This is a genomic window from Rheinheimera nanhaiensis E407-8, from assembly GCF_000296695.1.
Taxonomy (GTDB): domain Bacteria; phylum Pseudomonadota; class Gammaproteobacteria; order Enterobacterales; family Alteromonadaceae; genus Alishewanella; species Alishewanella nanhaiensis.
Map to the genome: position 1 here is coordinate 21,029 of NZ_BAFK01000019.1, position 24,420 is coordinate 45,448.

At 51.0% G+C, this 24,420-nt stretch carries 21 protein-coding genes; 9 read left to right on the forward strand and 12 right to left on the reverse strand.

Annotation, left to right across the window (positions count from 1 at the left end; genetic code table 11):
- Window positions 1–6 precede the first annotated feature (6 nt).
- From plsX to yceD, 3 genes are read right to left on the reverse strand one after another with little or no spacing between them, the layout of a single operon-like run.
- Window positions 7–1,047 (reverse strand): phosphate acyltransferase PlsX, encoded by a 1,041-nt coding sequence (plsX, locus tag RNAN_RS14295; protein ID WP_008223047.1) that lies wholly within the window; start codon window positions 1,045–1,047, stop codon window positions 7–9.
- A 6-nt stretch (window positions 1,048–1,053) separates the two neighbouring features.
- Entirely contained in the window at window positions 1,054–1,218 is a 165-nt protein-coding gene (gene rpmF, locus RNAN_RS14300) for a 50S ribosomal protein L32 (protein WP_008223049.1), read from the reverse strand.
- A gap of 16 nt (window positions 1,219–1,234) precedes the next feature.
- Window positions 1,235–1,762, reverse strand: coding sequence for a 23S rRNA accumulation protein YceD (yceD, locus tag RNAN_RS14305; RefSeq protein WP_008223051.1), 528 nt, complete (start codon window positions 1,760–1,762; stop codon window positions 1,235–1,237).
- A 129-nt stretch (window positions 1,763–1,891) separates the two neighbouring features.
- On the opposite strand from yceD, the gene RNAN_RS14310 reads away from it, so the two are divergent.
- The gene (locus RNAN_RS14310; RefSeq protein WP_008223053.1) at window positions 1,892–2,500 is read left to right on the forward strand and encodes a Maf family protein; all 609 of its coding nucleotides are present in this window, start codon (window positions 1,892–1,894) and stop codon (window positions 2,498–2,500) included.
- A 126-nt stretch (window positions 2,501–2,626) separates the two neighbouring features.
- Here RNAN_RS14310 and RNAN_RS14315 read toward each other — a convergent pair whose 3' ends face one another.
- Window positions 2,627–3,289 carry an HAD-IA family hydrolase gene (locus tag RNAN_RS14315; protein WP_008223055.1) on the reverse strand — a complete coding sequence of 221 codons (663 nt, stop codon included), beginning with the start codon at window positions 3,287–3,289 and terminating at the stop codon, window positions 2,627–2,629.
- Window positions 3,289–4,242: a 23S rRNA pseudouridine(955/2504/2580) synthase RluC gene (rluC, locus tag RNAN_RS14320; protein ID WP_008223056.1), complete on the reverse strand. Its 954-nt coding sequence runs from the start codon at window positions 4,240–4,242 to the stop codon at window positions 3,289–3,291. The genes RNAN_RS14315 and rluC overlap by 1 nt, the downstream gene beginning before the upstream one ends.
- Before the next feature lie 502 nt (window positions 4,243–4,744).
- On the opposite strand from rluC, the gene rne reads away from it, so the two are divergent.
- Window positions 4,745–7,825 (forward strand): ribonuclease E, encoded by a 3,081-nt coding sequence (gene rne, locus RNAN_RS14325; protein WP_237739931.1) that lies wholly within the window; start codon window positions 4,745–4,747, stop codon window positions 7,823–7,825.
- 226 nt (window positions 7,826–8,051) lie between these two features.
- On the opposite strand, the gene RNAN_RS14330 is transcribed toward rne, so the two are convergent.
- On the reverse strand, window positions 8,052–9,209 hold the full coding sequence (locus RNAN_RS14330; protein ID WP_008223060.1) for a DcaP family trimeric outer membrane transporter: 1,158 nt from the start codon (window positions 9,207–9,209) through the stop codon (window positions 8,052–8,054).
- A gap of 244 nt (window positions 9,210–9,453) precedes the next feature.
- Between RNAN_RS14330 and acs the strand changes: the two genes are divergently transcribed.
- The gene (gene acs / locus RNAN_RS14335; RefSeq protein WP_008223062.1) at window positions 9,454–11,418 is read left to right on the forward strand and encodes an acetate--CoA ligase; all 1,965 of its coding nucleotides are present in this window, start codon (window positions 9,454–9,456) and stop codon (window positions 11,416–11,418) included.
- A gap of 129 nt (window positions 11,419–11,547) precedes the next feature.
- Entirely contained in the window at window positions 11,548–12,225 is a 678-nt protein-coding gene (locus RNAN_RS14340) for a LuxR C-terminal-related transcriptional regulator (RefSeq protein WP_008223064.1), read from the forward strand.
- 36 nt (window positions 12,226–12,261) lie between these two features.
- On the opposite strand, the gene RNAN_RS14345 is transcribed toward RNAN_RS14340, so the two are convergent.
- The gene (locus tag RNAN_RS14345; RefSeq protein ID WP_008223066.1) at window positions 12,262–15,813 is read right to left on the reverse strand and encodes a PAS domain-containing hybrid sensor histidine kinase/response regulator; all 3,552 of its coding nucleotides are present in this window, start codon (window positions 15,811–15,813) and stop codon (window positions 12,262–12,264) included.
- Between the two features lie 160 nt (window positions 15,814–15,973).
- On the opposite strand from RNAN_RS14345, the gene RNAN_RS14350 reads away from it, so the two are divergent.
- The 5 genes from RNAN_RS14350 (at window position 15,974) to RNAN_RS14370 (ending at window position 21,137) form a co-directional block, all read left to right on the forward strand.
- Window positions 15,974–16,237, forward strand: coding sequence for a DUF4212 domain-containing protein (locus RNAN_RS14350; RefSeq protein WP_008223068.1), 264 nt, complete (start codon window positions 15,974–15,976; stop codon window positions 16,235–16,237).
- A gap of 7 nt (window positions 16,238–16,244) precedes the next feature.
- The gene (locus tag RNAN_RS14355; RefSeq protein WP_008223069.1) at window positions 16,245–18,011 is read left to right on the forward strand and encodes a sodium:solute symporter family protein; all 1,767 of its coding nucleotides are present in this window, start codon (window positions 16,245–16,247) and stop codon (window positions 18,009–18,011) included.
- 90 nt (window positions 18,012–18,101) lie between these two features.
- On the forward strand, window positions 18,102–18,629 hold the full coding sequence (locus RNAN_RS14360) for a hypothetical protein (RefSeq protein WP_008223071.1): 528 nt from the start codon (window positions 18,102–18,104) through the stop codon (window positions 18,627–18,629).
- Between the two features lie 18 nt (window positions 18,630–18,647).
- Window positions 18,648–20,474 carry a DUF294 nucleotidyltransferase-like domain-containing protein gene (locus RNAN_RS14365; RefSeq protein WP_008223073.1) on the forward strand — a complete coding sequence of 609 codons (1,827 nt, stop codon included), beginning with the start codon at window positions 18,648–18,650 and terminating at the stop codon, window positions 20,472–20,474.
- Window positions 20,475–21,137, forward strand: coding sequence for an exonuclease domain-containing protein (locus RNAN_RS14370; protein WP_008223075.1), 663 nt, complete (start codon window positions 20,475–20,477; stop codon window positions 21,135–21,137).
- On the opposite strand, the gene RNAN_RS14375 is transcribed toward RNAN_RS14370, so the two are convergent.
- Genes RNAN_RS14375 through RNAN_RS14395 form a run of 5 tightly spaced genes read right to left on the reverse strand, consistent with a single transcriptional unit; the run spans window position 21,134 to window position 24,419 of the window.
- Window positions 21,134–21,703 carry a sugar O-acetyltransferase gene (locus tag RNAN_RS14375; protein ID WP_008223076.1) on the reverse strand — a complete coding sequence of 190 codons (570 nt, stop codon included), beginning with the start codon at window positions 21,701–21,703 and terminating at the stop codon, window positions 21,134–21,136. The genes RNAN_RS14370 and RNAN_RS14375 overlap by 4 nt on opposite strands.
- Before the next feature lie 58 nt (window positions 21,704–21,761).
- On the reverse strand, window positions 21,762–22,322 hold the full coding sequence (gene efp, locus RNAN_RS14380) for an elongation factor P (protein ID WP_439645783.1): 561 nt from the start codon (window positions 22,320–22,322) through the stop codon (window positions 21,762–21,764).
- A gap of 18 nt (window positions 22,323–22,340) precedes the next feature.
- Complete coding sequence (gene earP, locus RNAN_RS14385; protein WP_040552238.1) at window positions 22,341–23,510, reverse strand: elongation factor P maturation arginine rhamnosyltransferase EarP; 1,170 nt, start codon at window positions 23,508–23,510, stop codon at window positions 22,341–22,343.
- Between the two features lie 10 nt (window positions 23,511–23,520).
- On the reverse strand, window positions 23,521–23,892 hold the full coding sequence (locus RNAN_RS14390) for a hypothetical protein (RefSeq protein ID WP_008223082.1): 372 nt from the start codon (window positions 23,890–23,892) through the stop codon (window positions 23,521–23,523).
- On the reverse strand, window positions 23,892–24,419 hold the full coding sequence (locus tag RNAN_RS14395) for a hypothetical protein (protein ID WP_008223084.1): 528 nt from the start codon (window positions 24,417–24,419) through the stop codon (window positions 23,892–23,894). The genes RNAN_RS14390 and RNAN_RS14395 overlap by 1 nt, the downstream gene beginning before the upstream one ends.
- Window position 24,420 lies beyond the last annotated feature (1 nt).

Genomic DNA, 24,420 nt, shown 5'->3' on the forward strand with positions numbered 1-24,420 from the left:
GAGGACCTACGCTTTATCAATTAATACGTGTTCCAACCGATCTTTTATCTTAGCCGGTACCTGACGTTCAACTTCACGTACCGCTTGCCGGATGGCACTGAGAAAGGCATCTTTCGACGCATTTCCATGACTCTTCACTACAATTCCGCGCAATCCTATCAGACTTGCACCGTTATAGTGGTCGGGGTTCACACCCTGATAAAGGTTTTTAATAAAAGGTTTGATCAGCCAGCCGAATAATTGCGCAGCCACCTTATCTTTAATGCTGGACTCAAAGCGGCGCAAAATCAGTTTTGCTACGCCTTCGCAGGTTTTTAGCGCCACATTGCCGACAAAACCATCACAAACGATAACATCGGCCTTGCCGGTAAAAATATCGTTACCCTCAATGTAGCCGATGTAATTAATGTCGTTGCAATCGGCCAGTAACATAGCAGCGCGTTTAATTTGATCTGAGCCTTTGATCTCTTCTTCGCCCATGTTCAACAGCGCTACCTTGGGCTGGCTGATACCAATCACTTCTTCGGCCATTACCGCGCCCATCACGGCAAACTGAAACAAGGTATCGGCGTCACAGTTTACTGTGGCACCCAAATCCAGCATATACACCGGATTGCCTTCAATGGCGGGCAAAGCACTGATCAGTGCCGGTCGATCGACGCCGTTGAGCATTTTCAGCACAAAATGCGCCATCGCAATTAAAGCCCCGGTGTTGCCGGCGCTAACGCAAGCTTGTACTTCGGCTTTGTCGACTAAATCCAGCGCGACGCGCATGGAGGAGTCACGTTTGGAGCGCAGCGCCACCGATGGTTTGTCGGCCATCGACACCACCTGGCTGCAGTGGCGCACAGTTAATTGCGGGTGCGGAAACACGCCGTGCAGTTTTAACTGCTCGGTTAACACGGCTTCATCGCCACAGAGAATAAGCTGTAATTCAGGAAATTCGCAGACAGCTGCCAGGGCGGCAGGAATAGTAGTATGGGGGCCGTGATCGCCCCCCATCATGTCTAAAGCAAGTGTCAGCTTAAGCGGCTGCACCCGGTGCACTCAGACTTATTTTACTTTACGGCCTTTGTAGTAACCATCGGCAGTAATGTGGTGACGACGGTGCGTTTCACCGGTAGTAGAATCAACTGACAGCGTTGGGCCAGTTAATGCATCGTGTGAACGACGCATGTCGCGGCGTGCACGTGATTTTTTGTTTTGCTGAACAGCCATGGTATTTCTCCTAAACTCACTTTTTCTTTAATTCTGCCAGTACAGCGAAAGGATTGGGTTTTTCCGGTTCCGGGCCAATATCGCCGAAGCTCATCGATGCCGCACTAACGGCGCAAACCGCTTCGTCGTGCATCGGGAACAATGGCAAAGCCAGGATCAGCTCATCTTCCACTAACTGTCGTAAATTTATCTCGCCGTGTTCGTCTTTCTCGATCACGTCGTAGCGCTCGGGAATTAACTCCAAAGCAGCGTCATCATCCGGTTTAACCGGAGTGTATGCAAAATTGCAGTCCAGCGACAGTGTCATGGCATCACCACAACGCTCGCAGGTTACACTCACTTCGCAACTGGCGCTACCCTGTATTACAGTCAGGCCTTGCTGGTCAGTACCGCATTCAACTCGTACCGCTACCTCACCCTGCTTATGCAGCAGACTTTCGGTTAATCGGGTTAAATTTACCAACGGTATAACACCCTCATAATCAGAGCGTTTTTGCGCGGCTTTAACCGGATCTATAGTAACGGGCATTTTTACTTTTTGCATAAGGCGCGCATCATATAGAAGCCACCCTTTACTGTCAAAGGGATCTGGCAGTTTTTTCCGGTTTTTCTCGCGCTATTTTAGCATTCTGTTTAAAGTAGCCACAATTGAATTAACCCGGTGCGTTTATTTATGTCTGATGCGACCTTGCCAGCGCTTTATCTGGCATCAACGTCGGTTTACCGCCAGCAACTGTTAAGCAAGCTGACCCGTGATTTTGCAGCGGTTAAGCCACAGGTAGATGAAACGCCGCTGGCCGGCGAAACCGCAACCCAGTTGGTCAGCCGTCTGGCACTGGCTAAAGCACAGGCGGTGGCCGCCGGTTTAAGCTCTGGTTTAGTCATTGGATCTGACCAGGTGGCGGTATTTGACAATGCGATTATCGGCAAACCGCATAGCGTCGCAAACGCCTGCGCGCAGTTGCGCCGTTTCAGTGGCCAAAGGGTCACTTTTCTTACCGGCCTGGCGCTGATTAATGCGGCCACGGCACGTCAGCAAGTTATTATTGAGCCCTTTCATGTACAATTTCGCCATCTGTCAGCGGCCGAGATTAGCGCTTATGTTGAAAAAGAGCAGCCACTGGACTGTGCCGGCAGTTTTAAAAGTGAAGGGCTGGGTATTTGCCTGTTTGATAAGCTGGAGGGTAATGACCCTAATAGTTTGATGGGTTTGCCTCTGCTTCAGCTAAATCGGCTTTTGCTAAATGAGGGTTTTAATATACTGCTTAACAAGCCAGCTTAGCGTGGGACGGTACCGGATTGCTCTAAGTCAACCGTTGCAGGCCAGGATGGCCGAATCGAGCCCCCAGGGATGGGTTCACGGCGTGTTGACGTGGGCAACCCGGTGCTGTCCTAACACCGACAAAGACTAGTAAATATGGTCCATAAGCTCTGGTAGGCTATCAATAATGGCTTTGGGTTCAAACTGGCTTAATACCTCGCGGCCATGCACACCATGGGTTACGCCAACGCGTGGCATGGCGATCGCCTGGGCCATTTTCATATCATGGCTGGTGTCACCCACCATAATGGCCTGCTGTGCCGGCACATCCAACTGATGCAAAATTTGCTGCAACATATCCGGGTGCGGCTTAGATTGCGCTTCATCGGCGCAGCGGCTGGTATCAAAATACTTAGCCAAACCGGTTTCATCAAACATGCGGTTTAAGCCGCGCCGCTGCTTGCCGGTTGCCACTGCCAGTTTAATATTGCTGTCTTTAAGCTGGCTTAGTACCTGCTCTACCCCGCTAAATAGCGGTGTTGGCGTGGTGTCGTGCAGCATATAATGGTCGCGGTAATGCTGAAACATCAGTGCGCGCTGCGCCTCAGTAATGCCGGGGAATAATATATCAAAGGCCGGATCCAGGCTCAGACCAATAATCTGTTTTGCCGCATGCTCGGTCGGCACCTTAAGCTTAGCGATGCCGGCGGCGGCACGTAACGAGGACACTATACGGCCAACCGAGTCCATCACAGTGCCGTCCCAATCGAACACCACTAACGCGACTTTCTCTACTGCTATCTGTTGCATTACTTTCTCGTTAATTTGCTAAGTGCCTGCTCAAGCGCCTCATCCAGCGGTGCCTCTATCCGCAGGGTGGTTTCGCTCATCGGATGCATAAAGCTTAAGGTTTTGGCATGTAAAAATAACCGGTTCAGGCCAAGCTGCTGCATTTGTGCGGTAAACACATTATCACCGTACTTATCATCACAAGCGATCGGGTGACCTTTACAGGCTGTATGCACGCGAATTTGATGGGTGCGCCCCGTTACCGGAAACGCCTCTACCAGAGTGCCTTGCTGGTAACGCTGTAAAATGCGAAAGCGCGTTTCCGACGGTTTGCCGTCCTGCTCATCTACCCGTACTACCCGCTCGCCTGACTGTAAGGTATTTTTCTTCAGCGGCTCGGTCACTTTACGCACCTTGTTGTCCCAGTCACCCGCTACCAGCGCCCAGTATTTTTTCTCTACCGTTTTGTTGCGCAGCTGCTCATGTAAATGGGTTAACACCGAGCGTTTTTTGGCAATTAACAAACAGCCTGAAGTATCGCGGTCTAACCGGTGCACCAGCTCTAAATGCTTGGCCAGCGGCCTCAGTGCCCGCAGGGCTTCGATAACACCAAACTGTAAACCGCTGCCACCATGCACCGCCATGCCAGATGGTTTATTCAGTACAATCAAGTCGTTATCTTCAAATAAAATATGCTGCTCTAGATTTTTCACCAGCGACAGCTTAACCGACACCGGTTCAGCCTGGGTTGCTACCGTAATGGGTGGTATACGCACCACATCGCCCTGCTGCAGTTTGTACTCGGGTTTGATGCGTTTTTTGTTCACTCGCACCTCACCTTTGCGCAAAACCCGATAAATGACACTTTTTGGCACGCCTTTAAGCCGTGCTAACAAAAAATTGTCTATGCGCTGACCAATAAAATCAGGTTCTATTTCAACTATTTGTACAGGTAACTTGATTTCATCCGTCATGGGTTTGCAATACTCTGCTAATATTAGATTTCAGTTGCTATTGGCTGCATGTTAGTGGGATAATCCCCCCGCTAATTCTGCCAAAACTGGCAATTAGGGCGCTCAAAGTAACGTAAGAGAATTTGTGCGGCAGCGTTTGGGGGACTGATCATACCGAAATCGTGGTGAAAACCAACGTTTTTTATACCCCCGGCGTAAACCAAACGCCATTTGCCTGAGATAATGTTGCGTAATCTGTTATCAACAGCGGCAAAACATGAATTCCGGTTAACCAGAGCATATAAAGATATTGCTATAACGCAGCGCCGTAAGGCGGTGTGTTTCAGATCCAAAAACGAAAACAGTATAAACTGTAGCGCCACCACAAAAGCCCTTACAGTGACAATTTGGTTTCTTCAGACATTCCAGTCGTGAGACTGCACCCATATAGTGTTTGATAACGTCTGAACACGCAGATGCCCAGTGGGCTGCGTTGTGGCTGCAAAATTGCGAGTCACTAACGATGAAGAGAATGTTAATTAACGCCACGCAGGAAGAGGAAATCCGCGTTGCGCTGGTCGATGGCCAGAAGCTGTATGACCTGGACATAGAAAGCCCGGGCCACGAACAAAAAAAAGCCAATATTTACAAAGGTAAAATCACCCGGGTTGAACCCAGCTTAGAAGCCGCCTTTGTTGACTACGGCGCCGAGCGCCACGGCTTTTTACCCTTAAAAGAAATTTCCCGCGAGTACTTCCCTTCTGGTTATAGTTTTGATGGCCGCCCCAACATTAAAGAAGTGGTAAAAGAAGGCCAGGAAGTCATTATTCAGATTGATAAAGAAGAGCGTGGCCAAAAAGGCGCAGCGTTAACCACCTTTATCAGCCTGGCCGGTTCTTACCTGGTGCTGATGCCAAATAACCCGCGCGCCGGTGGTATTTCACGCCGCATTGAAGGCGATGAGCGCCAGGAGCTGAAAGATTCATTAGGCCAGCTGCAAATGCCAGATGGCATGGGCTTAATTGTCCGCACTGCCGGTGTCGGTAAATCCTTTGAAGAGCTGGATTACGATTTAAAAGCGCTGTTAAAGCACTGGTCTGCCATTACTGAAGAAGCGCAAAAGCGGCCATCACCGTTTTTAATCCATCAGGAAAGTAACGTAGTATTTCGCGCTATCCGCGATTACCTGCGCCGCGATGTCGGCGAAATTCTGATCGATAACCCGCGCATCTTTGAAGAAGCCAAAGTGTATATTCAGCAGTTTAGGCCCGACTTTGCCCACCGCGTTAAGCTGTATCAGGGTGAAGTGCCACTGTTTATGCATTTTCAGATTGAAACCCAGATTGAATCAGCCTTTCGCCGTGAAGTGCGCCTGCCCTCCGGCGGCTCTATCGTTATCGACAGTACTGAAGCCTTAACTGCTATTGATATCAACTCGTCTAAAGCCACCAAAGGCGGCGATATCGAAGAGACGGCGTTTAACACTAACTTAGAAGCGGCCGATGAAATTGCCCGCCAGTTACGTTTACGTGACCTGGGTGGCCTGATTGTTATCGACTTTATCGATATGACGCCGGTACGCCATCAGCGTGAAGTGGAAAACCGCTTAAAAGATGCGGTAAAACATGACCGCGCCCGCGTACAGATTGGCCGCATTTCGCGTTTTGGCTTGCTGGAAATGTCACGTCAGCGCCTGCGCCCGTCACTGGGCGAATCGGCAACGCATGTGTGCCCACGCTGCCATGGCCGCGGCACTATTCGCAGCACCGAGTCTTCCGCACTGTCTATTCTGCGGTTGATTGAAGAAGAGTCGATTAAAGACAACACCAGTCAAATTCATGCCCAGGTGCCGGTATCAGTTGCTACCTACCTGATGAACGAAAAGCGTGATGCGGTGCGCCGCATTGAGAAACGCCATGGTATCCGTGTGTTTGTTATTCCCAACGAGCACATGGAAACGCCAAACCATGAAGTGATCCGTATTCGCATTGATGAAGAAATCGATGATGTCAGCTACAACCTGGTAAAAGCACCGGAAGCAACCAGCAACCTGTACCAGCCAGCCTCTGATGCAGTGCGGGAAAAACCGGCCATTTCAGCAATTAATATTGCTGATAGCGCTACAGCGCGCCCTGTAGCAAAAGCCGAAGTTGCCGAAAAGGCAACTCCTGGTTTATTTGCGGCTATCAGCAACTGGTTTGGCAAACTGTTTGCACCAGCTCAAGCTGCCGCTGATGACACCAAAGCGAAGCCAACACAGCGCAGCAACAGCCGCAATAACGGCCGCGATGGTGCGCGTGACGGCAATCGCAACGGCGCACGTGACAATGACCGCGATAACCGTCGCCGTAATAAACCACGTCGTCGCAATGACTCAGACGATAAGCCGGTTAACACCGTGGCAAAAGAGGATGCCCAACTAAAAGCCGAGCGTCCGGCCAGAGCAGCGCAAGAGCAGCGCCCTGTGCGCAAAGAGCATGAAGCCAGAAAACCGCAGGACAAGCCAGTGGTTGCAGCGCCGGAAAAAGACGATGACGATACACCACAACGTGTAGCAGAGCGTCGTCAGCGCCGTAATATGCGTAAATCAGTGCGGATGGAAAAAACCGCTGCGGCAGAGAATCAGCCTGCTGAGCAAACTCAAGAGCAAACAGCGGTAGTACAAGAAGTGATGACCGCAATGGTAACACCGGCTGTTGTGGCTGATGCCAACACCGAAGCTGATGTTACAGAGCCTGTGGTAGTAACAGCAACTGCTAACGACAGCAGCTCCACTGAGGACGCTGTTGATGCGACAAGCGAGAGCACTGAGCCTCGTAGCCGTAACCGCCGCTCGCCACGTCACTTGCGTGCCGCAGGTCAAAAGCGCAAAAAAGATCAGGAACAAACTGAAGTAGCCAGTGCCGATGTTGATGCCGAGCCTGCCGTTCAAGCCGACAGCGATGTTGTGCCTGAAGTTGCAGCTGAAACTGCACCAGCTGAAATACTGAGCGTTGAGGCCTCAGCTGACAGCAGTGTTACAGCAACTGAACAGAGTGAGTCAGTGGCACAACACACTGCCACTGCAGATGACACTGCCAGGCAGCCAGAGACAGCAGAGCAAACAGAGACAGCTACAGCGGATGACGCCGATAAGCCGAAAAGCCGCAGCCGGCGTAAACCGGCGAAAAAAGCGGATGCTGTAGCAGTGGCAGAAGCGCAGCAGGAAGAAAACCTGCAGCAAGCAGCGCGAGAGATACAAGCCTCACCTGCTCCAGCTACTGAAGTAGTCACTGCAGAGCCAGCAGCACAACCCGTTGCAGCCGCCCCGGCAATTAGTGCAGAAGCGACTACAGAAGCGGCTGCTCCGACGGCAGCGGTAAAAGCTGAACCACAAGTTGCAGCAAGCCATGCTCCGGCCAAAAGCCGTTATGCACAAATGGTAGTAGCCACTATGACTAAGCCAGAACTGAGCGAGAGCACAGAAGCTGCAGTGGCAGAACAGCCGGCAGTAATGCCGGCTGAAGCGCGGCCCAGCGTAGCAAGCTCGCAGCGCCCTGCAGGTTCTGCCTTTGCCCGCCAGGCCGTCAGTGCGCCAATGACCAAACCTAAGTCAGATGAATAATCAGCTTGAATTAGCACTGGTTAAATAACGTAGGGGCGCATTATTGCGCCCCTTTTTATTGCACTCTTTTAATGAAGTTTTTTACACCGCTCTTAGTCGAATAAATAATGCAGAAACAATAAGACCGCAATAAAGCGCCCTCTTTATTACAGAATCGCCTCTGCGATATAACGCAGAAACTATAAGGGCGCAATTATGCGCGCCTACAAGTAATCCCGTTTACAGCTTAGAAATCGTACTTGGCACTAAACTGGATGCGGTTCATATCACCGTCCAGGCCAGATTCTATCTCCCGGTTTGCAAATTTATACTCAATACCGAACATCAGCTTCTTTGCAGCCTGATAAATCAGGTTAGTTGTCCAGCTATTGGTGGTTTTAGTCGCCCCAGCACCGGTGAGAGCGACATCGTTATCCACACTCAGCAGTGAATACACCAGACTACTACGCCACTGACTATTCCAGTTATGTTTGTAGGCGATGGCAAAAGCTGTCGAGTCAATCGCTTCAAGCTCATTGTTAGCATCAAGCACTGCACCATTTGCGGTATTTAAGCCAATATAGCGGCCAACACCTGAGCCGGTAGTTGCAGTGATACGGATGTCGTTGTTATTACTTAACAGGATTTTAGCCGTTGCACTTACACCAAACGCAGATGTTGTGCTGTCGATAGCGCCACTCTCATAGGCAAGCTGGCGCACTAATGCCGACACTGACCAGGTCCCCCAATCCGCTTTCTGACCATACTTAAACACCAGATCCGGCGTGGCATTATCGTCTGTTGTAATACGCGGTCCACCACCGAAAGGCGTTACGGTCGTTTCCGGGTTTTCGATGGCCACCTGAAAATTGCCGCTGGTGTAGCGAATTTGCGCCTGGCGACCGAACACCATTGCATCGGTATTACCGATAAAATCTAAAGTATCAGGAAAGCCATTTAAATCCATGAAGGTGGTCCAGGTCTGACCAAACAACCAACCATCATAAGTAATAAACGCCTGGCGCAAGCGTGGTGAATAACTATTGGTAATACGCTCATCACCACCGGCGGTAACCATAAAATCCAGCTCGATATGCCCGCCTAATGTTTTGCCATTCTCCAGCTTAGTATTGGTTTTAAAGAAGAAGCGTGATTGACGGGCATGAAAATCAAAGGTACCGCCCTCATCCGCACCGCCAACAGGCGTTAAACTTGGAATATAAAAGTCTCTGCCGATACCAGTGGCGATCTGTCCATCTGAGCTATCGGTATACATTGCATCAAGTTTGACATAACCGCCAAAGGTGACATCAGTGTCACCTATGTTGAAACCATTTGCCTGCACCGCGCCACTTGCCAAAGCTATACAGGCCGCGAGGTAAGATACTGTTGTTATTTTTTTCATTTGCCGTCTCTCCATCTTCGTTCTTGTAATGGTAATTTTGCCACTCAACTTTGGTGCACCGGCGTCAATCCCGCAATTAGCCTTTAGTCGCAGTTAAACTGCCTCTACAGGGTTAACTCAGCGGGGTTAACCTGGTGTTAGCCACCCGGCGAAAAGTTGGCTAGACTAAGGTCTAATTTCAAATAAGACGCGGCTTCGATAGAAAGATCACAGCATTATTTAAGAAGCTCTCACAGGGGAAGTTATGTCAAATCCAACAGTATTTCCGGTACCAGCCAGTGCAGCTAAACGCTCGCTGCTGACCAACGATAATTATCTAAGCATGTACCAACAATCTGTTGATGCACCCGAAGCATTCTGGGCCGAGCACGGTAAACGCCTGCATTGGTTCAAGCCCTTTTCGCAGGTAAAGAACACCAGCTTTGCTGCCGGTAAAGTAAAAATTAACTGGTTTAGTGATGGCGTATTAAACGCCAGTTACAACTGTCTGGACCGGCATTTACCCGAGCGGGCCAATCAGGTTGCTTATTATTGGGAAGGCGACTCACCAGAGGTACAAAAGTCAGTGACCTACAGCGAGCTGCATCAGCAGGTGTGCAAGCTGGCCAATGGTATGAAAGCGCTGGGTGTTAAAAAAGGTGACCGGGTTACTATTTATCTACCGATGATCCCTGAAGCGGCTGTGGCACTTTTGGCCTGTGCCCGTATTGGTGCTGTGCACTCGGTCGTTTTCGCCGGTTTTTCGCCAGACGCTCTGGGCAGTCGTATTGTCGATTGTGACTCTAAGCTGGTGATTACCGCAGATCAGGCGCTGCGCGGCAGCCGGGTGACTAATCTTAAAGATAATACCGACATGGCACTGGCACATTTGGGCGCTGACTCACCGGTGCAAAATGTCATCGTCGTCAAACACGTGGGCAAAAATGTCGATATGCAGGCCGGTAAAGATGGCCGCGATGTTTGGTATCACGAGCTGTTAAGCAAGCAAAGCAGTGACTGCCCGGCAGAGCCAATGAACGCCGAAGATCCGCTGTTTATCCTCTATACCTCCGGCTCTACCGGTAAACCTAAGGGCGTGCTGCATACTACCGGCGGCTATATGGTGTATGCCTCTATGACTCACCAGTATGTGTTTGACTATCACGACGGCGATGTGTATTGGTGCGCAGCTGATATCGGCTGGGTTACCGGCCACAGCTACATTGTGTATGGCCCACTGGCTAACGGCGCCACCAGCGTGATGTTTGAAGGTGTGCCTAATTACCCCAGCGTAAAACGCATGGCACAAATTGTTGATAAATATCAAGTAAATATTCTTTACACTGCACCAACCGCGATTCGCGCCTTGATGGCGCACGGTGACGCGCCGGTAGAAGGCTGTTCACTGTCATCGCTGCAGACACTGGGCAGCGTCGGTGAACCCATTAACCCAGAGGCCTGGAATTGGTACCACGACAAATTTGGTAAAGGTCACTGCCCTATCGTTGATACCTGGTGGCAAACGGAAACCGGCGGCATTTTAATTACGCCATTACCGGGTTGTACGGCGTTGAAACCGGGCTCGGCCACCCGGCCTTTCTTTGGCGTAAAACCGGCAATTGTCGATAACGATGGCAAAGAGTTAAGCGGCGAATGTGAAGGCAACCTGGTGATCAAAGACAGCTGGCCCGGTCAGATGCGTACTGTATACGGCGACCATGAACGCTTTGAGCAAACCTACTTTAGCACCTACCCTGGTTTGTACTTCACCGGTGATGGCGCTAAACGTGATGCGGATGGCTATTACTGGTTAACCGGCCGCGTCGACGATGTATTAAACATCTCTGGCCATCGCTTGGGCACAGCAGAAATTGAAAGTTGTCTGGTAGCGCATGACGCCGTGGCAGAAGCTGCTGTGGTGGGTTACCCGCACGATATTAAAGGCCAGGGGATCTATGTCTATGTCACACCACGGGTGGGCATAGAACCGAGCAGTGAGCTGACTAAAGCACTGCGCGACTGGGTACGCGAAGAGATATCCCCTATTGCGACACCGGATCTGATCCAATGGGCACCTACCGGCCTGCCAAAAACCCGCTCTGGCAAAATTATGCGGCGCATTTTACGCAAAATTGCTGCCAACGAGCATGACCAGCTGGGTGATATCTCCACCCTGGCCGATCCGTCTGTAGTGGAGACTCTGGTTAACAACAGGTTGAACCGTAAATAAGCAACAACTGCAGTGCATGCTTGACAGTATGCTGTGCTAACCTCAGTATAAAAGGCCGCTTAAGCGGCCTTTTACTTACAAAGACCCTAATAATGACAATAAGAATAACAATCCGGCCTGGAGGATAAGATGGCAAAACTGATCGTCGCTGATGACCATCCGCTGTTTCGCAATGCCTTGATCAATGCCATCAGCAGCACTTTTGCCACTAAAGCCACCATTGAAACGGATAGCTTCGACAGCACTTGTGCAGCGCTGGAACAACACCCCGACACAGATTTATTACTTCTGGACTTACATATGCCGGGTAACTGCGGCTTTCTCGGCTTAATTCAGCTGCGTAAAAGCTTCCCCACCTTGCCTATAGTGGTAATTTCTGCCAGTGAAGAGCTGGACGTGATCCGCCGCGTCATGGCGTTTGGCGCTTCGGCTTATGTGCCTAAATCTGCGAATCCCGCTGATATCAGCGCGGCGTTAAATGCGGTGCTGGCAGGTGAACTGTGGGTGCCGGCCAACCTGAAAAAACAGGTACTGGAACAGCACAGCACTGAAGCAGAGGACGATTTGGATCTGGCTGCCAAAGTGGCCCAGCTGACCGCACAGCAGTATAAGGTGCTGTACTATCTGACCGAGGGCTGGTTAAACAAACAGATCGCCTACGATTTACACATCTCAGAAGCCACGGTGAAGGCCCATATCACCGCTATTTTCCGCAAACTTGGCGTGACTAACCGCACACAGGTGGTGATCCAGGCGCAGCGTCTGACGCTGGAGCCCCCGGTAAACAAGGCGATGGCGCAGCAATAACCGCTACGCCCTGGCTGACCGCACTGGGTAGCCTGATTATTCCGCCCCGCTGCTGCGTTTTAACATTTTCAGATGATTTAAACTGGCCCGCAGCGCTGCCGGTTTAATCGGTTTGGCTAAAAACAGTAAACCGTGCTGCTTGGCTTTCATCGCCAGCCCAGCCTCGGGCGAGGCCGACACTAAAATGCCGTTTACGTTGCCCCACGCCAGTTTAATTTTTTCGTATAACTGCAGCCCGTTTAGTTGCTGCCCCAGTTGATAGTCAATCAGCAGGGCGTCTGGCGCCGGCTGCTTGCGCGCATACTCAAGCAAGCTGTCTTCATCATAAAAACACATCACATCGGTAATTTGCCACTGCGCCAAAAGCACCTTCAACGCCTCCAGGTTGGCTGCATCATCGTCAACACAAACCACAGACAACCCCAACACCGGCCGCTGCACAGTACCACTGGGTAACGGCAGGCTTTCGCGCACCGCTGCACTTGCCAGCGGCAGGCGAATACTGAACATACTGCCTTTACCCGGCCAGGACGCTACATTTAGCGGATGCCCCAGCAATCTTGCCATGCGGTTAACCACGCCAAGCCCCAACCCTACGCCCTGCTGGCCTTTAGCTGTGGCATCAATACGGTAAAAGTCTTCAAAAATACGCTGTAAATCTACCTCGGCGATACCCGGGCCAGTATCCCAGACCTGGATTACCAAATCAGCACCGCGTTTGCGACAGCCCAATAAAATGCTGCCTTGCTTAGTGTATTTAATGGCGTTAGACAGCATATTTTGCAAAATACGTCTTAAGTAAGTCGGGTCACTCTGCACCTGATAATCAGCCGCGCGCACACTCAGTGACAAGCCTTTTTGTCGCGCCAGCAAACTAAACTCGTCAGCCAGTTGCGATAGCAGCTCATTAAGTGGTACCGGCTGCACATCAGGCGTTAGCTTACCATCGTCCAGCTTGGCAATTTCCAATAAGGTAGAAATAAGCTCTTCGGAAGCTTTAAGTGAATTATCCAGTTGGCCGATAATATGTTGCTGTTGCTGGCGCTCGGTACTGCCAGCCAGCGCTGCCGTAAACAAGCGTGCCGCATTGAGCGGCTGCAGAATATCGTGACTGGCCAGCGCCAGAAAGCGCGTTTTCGAGGCATTGGCCACCTCTGCCTCAGCTTTGGCTTGCAGTAATTGTTGCTCGGTTTCGCGCCGGCGCCGCACTTCGGCCAGCAATTCGTGGTTAATCTCTGAAATCGTATGGGTGCGCTCGGCTACCCTGTCTTCTAAATGCTGTTTCGCCTCGGCCAGCGCCTGCACGGCTTTGACATGCTCGGAGATGTCGGTAAAACTGGTAACAAAACCGCCGCCGGGTATAGGATTGCCACGCATTTCAATAACTTTGCCATCGGGCCTGACGCGCTGAAATACATGCGGCGTGCCTTTTTGCATATGAGCAATGCGTTTTTCTACATGCTCATCTGCACTGCCCGGGCCGCACAGGCCGCGCTCGGCATTAAACCGTACTATGTCGGCAATGGGCCGGCCTACCCGCACCATCGCTTCCGGGTAGTCAAACATCTCCAGATAAGCGCGGTTCCAGGCTACCAGTTTCAGCTCGCGGTCTACCACGCTAACACCCTGACTTAAGTGCTCTAAGGTAGAAAACAGTATTTTGCGCGAGAACTGGATAGCCTGGGTGGTATCGTCAAACAGGGTGACCACATCTTCAAATGCCAGTTGCCGCCCTTCCAGCACAGCGTTAACCATCGCCGATGCTGAAGATGCGCCGATAACCCCCGCCAGCTCGCGCTCTACGTGCTCTACCAGGCCGATACTGGGGTAATCGTCCAGTTGCAAAGGTTGCTGCTGGCGCCGGCCGTATTCCTGCAGACATTCAGCGGCACGGTTAGCGCCGACAAAACGCTCCAGCAGAATTTTAAGATCGGTATTGCGGATGCGGATGCGCCGTGCCGGCGTATCCTGATGGTTTACCGGCAGGTTGGGCTTAACAAAAGCGACGGCTTGTAAGCGGTCTTGCAAGGTGCCACGGGTCAGCATAGAGCCGAAAACATAAAACAGCAGGTTAAAGCCCAGTGAAAACAGCACACCATGGCTTAAACTGTCCAGCTGAAGACCAAACAGGGCGGTGGGCACCAGTGCCTGCCAGCCAAATAAGCCCGTTTGCATAATATTACTGTCTATCGCGCCGGTGCTAACCAGTTGCGGTAACATTAGGGTATAAAACCACAAGACAAAACCAACGGCTAAACCCAAGTAAACACCATAGGCGTTACCACGACGCCAGTACAAACCACCAATAACTGCCGGTGCCAACTGGATCACCAAGGCAAAGGCTAACAGCCCTGTCTCTGCCAGCTCGTAGTTACGGGCAAACATCCGGTAATATAAATATGACAGCGCCATGACGACGATAATCATGCTGCGGCGCACTAAAATGATCAGCAAGCTGTAGTCATGCCCCAGGCCCTGACGCTTACTGCGCCTAAGCAGGCCTGGCATGATCACATCGTTACTGATCATGGTAGAGAGCGCCAAGGTGGCGATAATGATCATCGAGGTTGCCGCAGAAAAGCCGCCGATAAACACCAACACACTTAGGGTATCCCAACCCGATTGCGCCGGAATTAACAACACAAAGCTGTCAGCGGCATTCAGCGCCTGCGGAAACAGCTGCATACCGCCAATAGCGATAGGCACCACCACCAGGGTTACCAAAATCAGATAGAGCGAAAACCAGCGCCTGGCATGGCGTAAATGGTGGTGCGACACATTTTCGACAAAGGCGACATGAAACTGACGCGGCAATAAAAATACCGCCACGGTAGCCAGTACGGTTTTGGTAATAAACTCAACGACACCAAATTCACTGGCGTAGTGCAGCGCCATGGCATGGTCGCTAAAGCGGCTAAGTACACTGCTGCTGTCACCCAGCACAAACACATACACCGCCAAACCTAAGGTGAGTAATGCAAACAGTTTTACTACCGACTCAAAGGCAATAGCGACCATTACGCCACGGCTTTGCTCGGTTAAATGCAGTTTACGGGTACCGAATAAAATGGCAAAAAACGCCATGGCCACTGCGCTTAAAAAGGCGCTGTCCTGCCACCACTGGCTGGCATCGTCAGTAAAATCACCGCCCAGCAGTACATGATAGGAACTGGACACTGCTTTTAACTGCAGCGCGATGTAAGGCACCACCACCACCAAACACATCAGTGATGCCATTAATGCTACGTTTTTACGCTTACCATAGCGCGAGGAGATAAAGTCGGCGACCGAGGTAACGTTTTGCTTTTTGGTGACGTAAAGCAATTTAAACAAGAATGGCTGGGCAAAAATAAACAGCAGCACCGGCCCCAGGTAAATGGGAATATAGTCCCAACCCTGGGTTACCGCTGTGCCAACAGCACCGTAATAAGTCCAGGAGGTACAGTACACCGCCAGCGCCAGGCTGTAGATCAGCCCCCCATACTTTCGTATTAGTTTATCGTCGGCATGGCGTTCGCCCCAGTTGGCGATAACGAACAGTCCACCTACGTACAACAATGCCAGTATGGCAACTACCCACGCGGCCAAGGCGCTCTCCCGTTTTTTGTTTTGTCTTACTTTGGGCTCAATGGCCGGGCCCTGTCAAATATCCGGCCGGACACTTCGACTAAAGTCGGGCTTTCACTTGTGTTAACTGCTGCTAGATTAACTTTGCAAGATAAAAATAACAAAGGAAAGGAGTGTATTTATGACAGAGCACGATCGCAATGCGGCGGCTTACTGGTCAGCGAATCTTCGCCTGATCATAGGCAGCCTAATCGTCTGGGCACTGGTATCGTATGGCGGAGGTATCTTATTCAGACCACTGCTGGCCGGCATCAGCATAGGCGGTACCGACCTTGGCTTCTGGTTTGCACAACAGGGGTCCATTTTAACCTTTATCGCGCTGATCTTCTTCTATGCCTGGAGAATGAACAAGCTCGACAAAGAATTTGACCTGCACGAGGAGTAACAGCGTCATGAGTCAATTTGCAATCAACTTGATTTTCGTTGGCGGCTCCTTTGCGCTCTATATCGCTATCGCGATTTGGGCCCGTGCAGGTTCCACCAAAGAGTTCTATGTGGCAGGCGGCGGGGTTAACCCGGTAATGAACGGTATGGCGACGGCAGCCGACTGGATGTCTGCGGCGTCTTTCATTTCCATGGCGGGTTTAATTGCCGCCGGTGGTTATGCCAACTCTACTTTCTTAATGGGCTGGACCGGTGGTTATGTGCTGCTGGCTATGCTGCTGGCGCCCTATTTGCGTAAATTCGGTAAATTTACCGTGCCAGAGTTTATCGGCGACCGTTTTTATAGTAAAAACGCCCGTTTTGTCGCCGTAGCCTGTTTAATTATTGCGTCAGTAACCTATGTTATCGGCCAGATGACGGGTGCAGGTGTGGCTTTTTCGCGCTTTTTAGAGGTAGAAAGTAATACCGGCCTGATGATCGCCGGTGTAGTGGTATTTTTATACGCCGTTATGGGTGGTATGAAAGGTATTACCTACACCCAGGTCGCGCAGTATGTGGTGCTGATTATTGCTTACACCATTCCTGCCGTGTTTATCTCGCTACAGCTAACCGGTAACCCTATCCCGCCACTGGGGTTGTTCTCTGAACACACCGCCTCTGGTATGCCTTTGCTGCAAAAGCTGGATTTAGTGGTACGCGACCTTGGTTTTGTTGATTACACCGCTGATGTGACTAACAAACTGAATATGGTGCTGTTTACCTTATCGCTGATGATAGGTACTGCAGGCTTGCCACATGTCATTATCCGCTTCTTCACTGTACCTAAAGTATCAGATGCACGCTGGTCAGCCGGCTGGGCACTGGTGTTTATTGCGCTGCTGTATTTAACAGCGCCGGCAGTGGCCTCAATGGCACGGCTTAACCTGTTAACCACTATTTATCCTGATGGCCCAACCGCTGATGCGATTGAGTACGCCGAGCGGCCAGACTGGATTAAGAACTGGGAGCAAACCGGCCTGATTAAATTTGAAGATAAAAACAGCGATGGTCGTATTCAGTTATACAACGACACTGCAGCATTTAAAGAAACCGCTCAGGCCCGTGGCTGGAATGGCAACGAGTTAACGGTTAATAACGATATCCTGGTGTTGGCTAACCCTGAAATTGCTAACTTACCTGGCTGGGTTATCGGTTTAATTGCCGCCGGTGGTTTAGCCGCGGCGCTGTCAACCGCAGCAGGTTTATTGCTGGCTATTTCATCCGCAGTCAGCCATGACTTAATCAAAGGGTCTATTAACCCTAACATTAGCGAAAAGGGTGAGCTTCTCGCAGCACGTATCTCTATGGCGGTTGCGATAGTGGTAGCAACCTGGCTGGGTATGAATCCGCCCGGGTTTGCGGCACAGGTAGTGGCACTGGCCTTTGGTATTGCGGCGGCGTCTATCTTCCCGGCGCTGATGATGGGTATTTTCTCTAAACGGGTAAATAACAAAGGCGCCATTGCCGGTATGCTGGCAGGTTTGCTGTCTACCGTTATTTACATCTTCCTGTATCTGGGCTGGTTCTTTATCCCTGGTACTAATACCTTTGAAAACGTACAGGCTAACTGGCTATTTGGCATATCGCCACTGTCGTTTGGTGCTGTAGGCGCAGTGATTAACTTTATTGTCGCCTTTGCCGTGTCTTCTGCAACAGAAGCGCCACCGAAGGACATTCAGGACTTGGTAGAAAGCGTACGTTACCCTAAAGGTGCGGGCGCCGCGACCGGCCATTAATGGCGAAGCCTTGCAATCAAGCGGTTTGCAAGGCAACAATGACGACACGGGCTTTCATGGTGAAAGCCCGTCTTTTTCGGGAATAACACTATGATTTGGGAATTGATTGCTACAGTTTGTGCTGGCCTTGGCGCTGCAGGTATGGCACTGCTGCTGCGTAAACTCAGCGCTAACAAAGCACCGCGCTGGTTAATACCGGTCTTTGCCGGTGCGGCTATGCTGGGCTTTCAAATTCACAGTGAATACACCTGGTTTGAGCATCATCGCAGCCGGCTACCGCAAGGCGTGATGGTGGTAAAAACCATTGAGCAAACCGCCATTTGGCGGCCCTGGAGTTATCTGTATCCACAAACCTTACGCTTTATCGCCGCTGATATTGGCAATGCCTCGGCTAACCAGCAAGACCCGGCACTGAAACTGGTTGATTTATATTTCTTTGAACGACGCGCTGCAGCGCGCCGCGTACCGCAGGTGGTTACCTGTACCCACCAGGCACAAGCCGATTTTACCGCTGAACTGGCCCTACCCTCAGCCGATAGCGCGCTGAGTAAAGATTGGCGCCCACTGGCGGCTGATGATCCACTGTTACAGGCACTGTGTGGCAATAAAACCAGCTGACAATAAGCGGAGAGCACTATGGAAGTGGCTGATGTTATTAATTTTCTTGCTGATACCACGCCATTTAATCAGCTTGATAACGCTTCCCTTAGCCAGTTAGCGGCCAACATCAGTGTGTATTACCATCAGCGCCAGGACGAGGTGGATATCAGCAGCGAGCGGCTGCTGATTGTCCGCACCGGCATTTTTACCCTGTACAGCGATCAGCAACAATTGCTGACCAAACTACAAAGCGGTGACTTCTACGGTTACCAGCAGCTGCTCACCGGTTTAACCGATGACGATACCCTGCTATGTGAAGAAGATGGCTTAGTCTACTGGCTAAAAGCCGATGCTTTTCACCACTGCCGCTATCAGTATAAAAATGTTGATATCTTTTTTCAGCGCCTGTTTAGCCGCCGCTTACACCAGTACCGCGAGCAACAGCAAGGCAGTCGCTTTACGCTGAAAATCAGCGATATTGTGCAGCAACGTAAAATTGCTATCCGGCCGGAGCAAAGTGTACAAGACGCTGCCCGTTTAATGTCAGAGCAGCGGGTATCCTCTTTGCTGGTGGAAGAGCAGGACAAACTGGTGGGCATTATTACCGACCGCGACCTGCGTAACCGGGTACTGGCACACGCCCTGCCTGCCAGCACCCAGATAAGCCAGGTAATGACGCGCCAGCCCCAGCACATTGACCGCCATGCCTATTTGTACGAAGCCGTGCAGCAAATGAGCCAGCATAATATTCACCATCTGCCGGTGATGGAGCACGGCGTCTGCTGCGCTATGCTGACCGCCACCGATATTATTCGCAGCCAGCAAGACCATCCGGTGTATTTAATCGGTGAAATTCACCGCCAAACCAGTGTCGATGGCTTAGAGCGCTGTAGCCAGCAAATTAGCGCCCTGGCGTTAACTTTAAGTAAGCAGCAGGTACCCGCTTATGAGGCTGGCCATATTATTACCACTATTACCGATGCCATTACCCAGCGTTTAATCTTTCTGGCGCAGCAACAACTGGGCGAGCCGCCCTGTGTGTTCAGCTGGCTGGCGTTTGGCTCACAGGCCCGGATGGATCAAAGTTTAAATGCCGATCAGGACAATGCGCTATTGCTGGAAAAACAGCCGCAAGGCGACATTGCCGACTACTTTGCTGCTTTAGCCGACTTTGTCTGTCAGGGCCTGGCCCGCTGCGGCATTAGCCTGTGCCCCGGCAATATTATGGCGTCTAACGCAGAGCTGCGGCTGAGCCTGAAGGGTTGGTCAGGCCGCTTTGCCCGTTGGATAGCCACCCCAACACCAGAAGCCCTGTTAAAAGCCAGTATCTTTTTTGACTTGCGGGTAATAGACGGCAGTAAAGGCTTATTTAACGCCCTGCAGGAAGATATTTTTCAGCGCACCGCACAAGCACCGCTGTTTTGGTATCACCTGGCACAGGCGGCATTGCAGCGCACTGCTCCGCTGGGATTTTTCAAAAACTTTATCTTGGAGCAGGATGGCAAACACAAAAAAGGCTTAGATCTGAAAAAGCGTGGTATCAGCCTGATCACTGATTTGGCGCGGGTTTATGCGTTGTCTGTTGGCCTGCATGAAATCAACACGCGTAAACGGCTGCAACAGCTTGCAGCACAAAATGTATTAGACAGCAAAGACAGCCAAAACCTGTTAGATGCCTTTGACTTACTGGCCCAGCTGCGCTGGGAGAAACATCAGCACGATTTACAACAGGGCCATGATGTGACCAACCTGCTGGATCCGATGGAAATTTCCGGCCTGGCCCGCCATCAGCTAAAAGACAGCTTTGCCGTCATTAATGAGGCGCAAAGCAGTTTAAAGCACCGCTTTTGCCGGGACATGTAAATGTTTGGCTGGCTGTTTAATAAAAATACCGCCCTAGGCGCTGTGGTAGACCGTTTTGCTAAAACGCCGTTGCCTGCGGCCAATACGGGCGTAAAACAGGCCTCGTTTCTGGTGCTCGATTTGGAGCTTACCGGCTTAAACCCGAAAAAAGATCATATTGTCAGCATTGGCTGGGTGCCTATCCGCCAGCAGGAAATTATCCTATCTGAAGCCAAGCACTATTTAATTGCCAGCCCGGTCAGTGTTGGCCAAAGCGCGGTGTACCATGGTTTGCATGATCATCAGTTAAAACAAGGCGAAGAATTAGCCACCGTATTAACCACTTTGTTAAGCAACTATGCCGGTTATGTGTTTGTTGCCCATCACAGCGGCTTAGACGAGCAGTTTTTACGCACCGCCTGTCAGCGCTGCTTTGGCAAAATGCCACGCTTTAAATTTATCGATACGATGAAAATGGAGTGGCAGCGCCTGCTGCGCCAGGGCAAAGTGGTCAAGCATGACGCGTTAAAACTGCCAAACTGCTTAAAACGTCATGGCTTGCCTGACATGGCCAATCACCACGCGTTAGAAGACGCTTACAGCAGCGCCCTGCTGCTGTTAAGCCAGCTTAAACTGGGTGGCAACAATATGACGCTAAGCGACTTATATTTGCTGTCACGCTAAGGTGATTGCTCGGTAACCGCTTTAATGACACGGCACGGATTACCCGCTGCCACGACACCAGGCGGAATATCCCCGGTGACCACGCTGCCTGCGGCAACCACACTGCCTTTGCCAATGCTAATGCCCGGTAACAAGATGGCACCGCCGCCAATCCAGACATCATCTTCAATGACGACCGGCAACGCCTGTTCAATCAGCGTGTTGCGCGCTTTAGCGTCCAGCGGGTGCTTTACCGTGTAAATTTGTACCGCCGGGCCAAAAAATACATTGTTGCCAATTCGTACTTCCGCCACGTCCAGAACAACACAGTTAAAGTTAAAAAACACTTTAGCGCCGGTTGTTATGTTGTAGCCATAATCACAAAAAAACGGTGGCTCAATATACAGATGTTTACCGCTGTTGGGCAGCCACTGCTTTAACAGCGCACTGCGTGCCGGCGCATCATCCGGCGCACTCTGGTTATACTGCTGCTGCAGTTTACGTGCTGCCAGCCGTTCAGCACTTAACTGTTTATCCAGTGGGTTATACCACTGGCCGCTTAGCATTTTTTCTTTTTCAGTGTTCACTTTGCCCCCTAACAAAGATAAAAAAAGGCGCCGAAGCGCCTTTTCTAACCTGCCAGTATTACTTGGCGCGGCTACGGTACTCGTCAGTACGGGTGTCGATTTCGATTTTGTCGCCTTCTTCAACGAAAGCCGGCACCATCAGCTCAAAACCGGTTTCGATTTTCGCTGGTTTCATCACTTTACCTGAGGTGTCGCCACGGGCGGCTGGCTCGGTATAGGTTACAGTACGAACTACGATAGTTGGCAGGTCAACAGAGATTGGACGCTCGCCGTAGAACACCACTGAACACTCCATGCCGTCTACTAAGTACTTTAACGCACTTTCCATAGACTCAGCTTCGATTTCATACTGGTTATATTCCTGATCCATAAATACATACATAGGATCGGCAAAGTAAGAATAGGTTACTTCTTTAGTTTCCAGCATTACCTGCTCGAACTTGTCGTCAGCACGGTAAACCGTTTCCATGCCCTGACCGTTCAGCAGGTTTTTCATTTTCATTTTTACAACGGCAGCGTTACGGCCAGATTTGTTAAATTCTGCCTTTTGGATCACCATTGCATCGTTGCCAACCATAATCACCTGGCCAGCACGCAGTTCTTGAGCTGTCTTCATCATGACTGAAATATCTTCTCGTTAGGAAAAATTGCGTCGCATTATAAATTTTTTTTCAACAAAGTGCACGAGGTTGCTGGCAAGATCTCCGTTAGCGGTTAGTTGTGCGCGCCAATTCAGGTTATAGTCGGCGATTTGCTCACTCTTTGCAGCGAATTGCTGCCAACTTTCAGCTAACGGCGTGTCGGTATTCCAGGCCAGCCAGAAGCTTTTCACTGTCCCGGCCAGATCGGCTGGCATTGCACTGCAATAACGCTGCATAAAAGCGTTGAGTTTTTCCAGATGTGCTTGCTCAGCTTGGCGGTAAATTTGCCAGATAAACGGCTTGGCCGCCCAGTGCGCGCGGATAACCGAATCTTCGCCACGCACGAAGTTAATATCACAGGCCGCCAGTAGTTTGTCGTAATCGTCCTGCGGCATAAACGGCAGGATCACCAGGGTTAGCGCCCCCAGGGTCAGGCTGCGCTGTGCGCCAAACTCTGGATACAACGTTGTCAGTTGCTGTGCCAGCAGGCCCTCGGGGACCAGGCACAATAACGGTGCGCTGTGCGCTTGCCAGCAGGCCAGCAGGTTTTCAAGCTGTGGGTGATCGTAAGCAAATAACGAGATTTTTTGCTGATAGATACTGCTGTTGTTAATGCCTAAAGCGGTCCAAAACTGCTGCTGTGCCTGCAGATCAGCGGCAAAAGCGGCTAAATGCTGTTGCAGCTGAGCTTCTTGCAGCAGGCCACCGGTGGCGCCGGTAAAACCGGGGAAGAAAAAGTATTTATTCAGAGGTAAATTTGGCTGCGGTGATGGCAGCGCATGGCAGCTTTCAATCCAGTCTTCTGCCGATAAATACTCCAGATTCAGCCACAATGGCATGGTACTCTGTGCCGCCATCGCCTGCTGATATGGCATGGGTATGGTGCAGGCTAAAGCCTCTATCACAACGTCGGCGACCTGCTCTGCTGCCCAGTCTGTCTGCTCAGACCACAGCCTTACCGTCACACCGCTTAGCTGCTGCTCTGTCTGGCTGATATCCAGCTTGGGACAAATTTTCTTAAAGCTGGCCAAGTCGTCAACCCAGAGCCTGACACTGATACCGTGCTCAGCGGCTAACTGCCGGCTTAGCCGCCAGCAAATACCAATATCACCAAAATTATCGATAACCGCGCAGAAAATATCCCAGCGCACAGCAGCTTGTGTCATAACGGCCACATTAGCTAAAAAACAGGGCGGCTATTATACCTTTAAGCGTGCGCAGACCAAGATAAACTGTAGCAAGCAGCAGCAGTGAAGTGAAAACAGCCAACAGGTAATAGCCCATATACAACAATTTGCATTTGAGCTTTTGCCATAAACCGCTATCTGCGCGCTCCTGCGGCAGGGGCTGGCTGAACAGCACAGCCCATAGCCATAACAACATCGCGCTGACCGCCAACACTACAGCGCTTAACTGCCAGCGCCGGCTAAGCTCGCCCCCGGCAATCAATAACCCGATAAACGCAGAGAGTGCCAGCATCGCCAACAGCACAAATAGCCAGCGTAGCGGATACAGCTTGTGCGCCCAGCGCTGATAAAACGCCAACATCAGCCATGCTCCAGCACAGTTAACGTTGGCGGATAAAGCGCCAGTATGCCGCTTTGGCCCTGCATATCGCCTATCAGCCAAATCTGTTCAAACGGGTGCTGTTTTGGCATATGTAACTGGCGGTAGTGCTTGAGAATGTCGCGCCGGGTCCACAGCGGATTGGCATTACGGATCACCAGCCAGACACGGTCGGTATGGTAGTTTTTTTCTGCTTTGTTGCAAATCAGCCGGTTAAGGCCGGTAAGTAAACGGTGCTGTGCCGGCGTGCGTAGCAGAGCCAGCAACTCTTTATGGGTATTTTCACCCAGCTCCCGCCCTAAAATATGCATGGCTTCTACTTCACTGCCATACAGATGGGCAATTTCCAAGTCCAGCTTCTGATCGTCGTAATAACAGGACACGTCGGGCCGCGCCGGCTCGTTATGCCAGATATGGCGCATTTTAATGCCAAAACGCTGCTCATAAAGCCGCATAAACAGCCGCGCGGCTTCATGCTCCAGTTTTACTTTTTCTTCACTGCCGTTCATT

Coding starts and splice junctions, on each gene's coding strand:
- rpmF (WP_008223049.1), bottom strand. CDS start 1,218: ATGGCTGTTCAGCAAAACAAAAAATCACGTGCACGCCGCGACATGCGT.
- yceD (WP_008223051.1), bottom strand. CDS start 1,762: ATGCAAAAAGTAAAAATGCCCGTTACTATAGATCCGGTTAAAGCCGCG.
- RNAN_RS14310 (WP_008223053.1), top strand. CDS start 1,892: ATGTCTGATGCGACCTTGCCAGCGCTTTATCTGGCATCAACGTCGGTT.
- RNAN_RS14315 (WP_008223055.1), bottom strand. CDS start 3,289: ATGCAACAGATAGCAGTAGAGAAAGTCGCGTTAGTGGTGTTCGATTGG.
- rluC (WP_008223056.1), bottom strand. CDS start 4,242: ATGACGGATGAAATCAAGTTACCTGTACAAATAGTTGAAATAGAACCT.
- rne (WP_237739931.1), top strand. CDS start 4,745: ATGAAGAGAATGTTAATTAACGCCACGCAGGAAGAGGAAATCCGCGTT.
- RNAN_RS14330 (WP_008223060.1), bottom strand. CDS start 9,209: ATGAAAAAAATAACAACAGTATCTTACCTCGCGGCCTGTATAGCTTTG.
- acs (WP_008223062.1), top strand. CDS start 9,454: ATGTCAAATCCAACAGTATTTCCGGTACCAGCCAGTGCAGCTAAACGC.
- RNAN_RS14340 (WP_008223064.1), top strand. CDS start 11,548: ATGGCAAAACTGATCGTCGCTGATGACCATCCGCTGTTTCGCAATGCC.
- RNAN_RS14350 (WP_008223068.1), top strand. CDS start 15,974: ATGACAGAGCACGATCGCAATGCGGCGGCTTACTGGTCAGCGAATCTT.
- RNAN_RS14355 (WP_008223069.1), top strand. CDS start 16,245: ATGAGTCAATTTGCAATCAACTTGATTTTCGTTGGCGGCTCCTTTGCG.
- RNAN_RS14360 (WP_008223071.1), top strand. CDS start 18,102: ATGATTTGGGAATTGATTGCTACAGTTTGTGCTGGCCTTGGCGCTGCA.
- RNAN_RS14365 (WP_008223073.1), top strand. CDS start 18,648: ATGGAAGTGGCTGATGTTATTAATTTTCTTGCTGATACCACGCCATTT.
- RNAN_RS14370 (WP_008223075.1), top strand. CDS start 20,475: ATGTTTGGCTGGCTGTTTAATAAAAATACCGCCCTAGGCGCTGTGGTA.
- efp (WP_439645783.1), bottom strand. CDS start 22,322: ATGATGAAGACAGCTCAAGAACTGCGTGCTGGCCAGGTGATTATGGTT.
- earP (WP_040552238.1), bottom strand. CDS start 23,510: ATGACACAAGCTGCTGTGCGCTGGGATATTTTCTGCGCGGTTATCGAT.
- RNAN_RS14390 (WP_008223082.1), bottom strand. CDS start 23,892: ATGTTGGCGTTTTATCAGCGCTGGGCGCACAAGCTGTATCCGCTACGC.
- RNAN_RS14395 (WP_008223084.1), bottom strand. CDS start 24,419: ATGAACGGCAGTGAAGAAAAAGTAAAACTGGAGCATGAAGCCGCGCGG.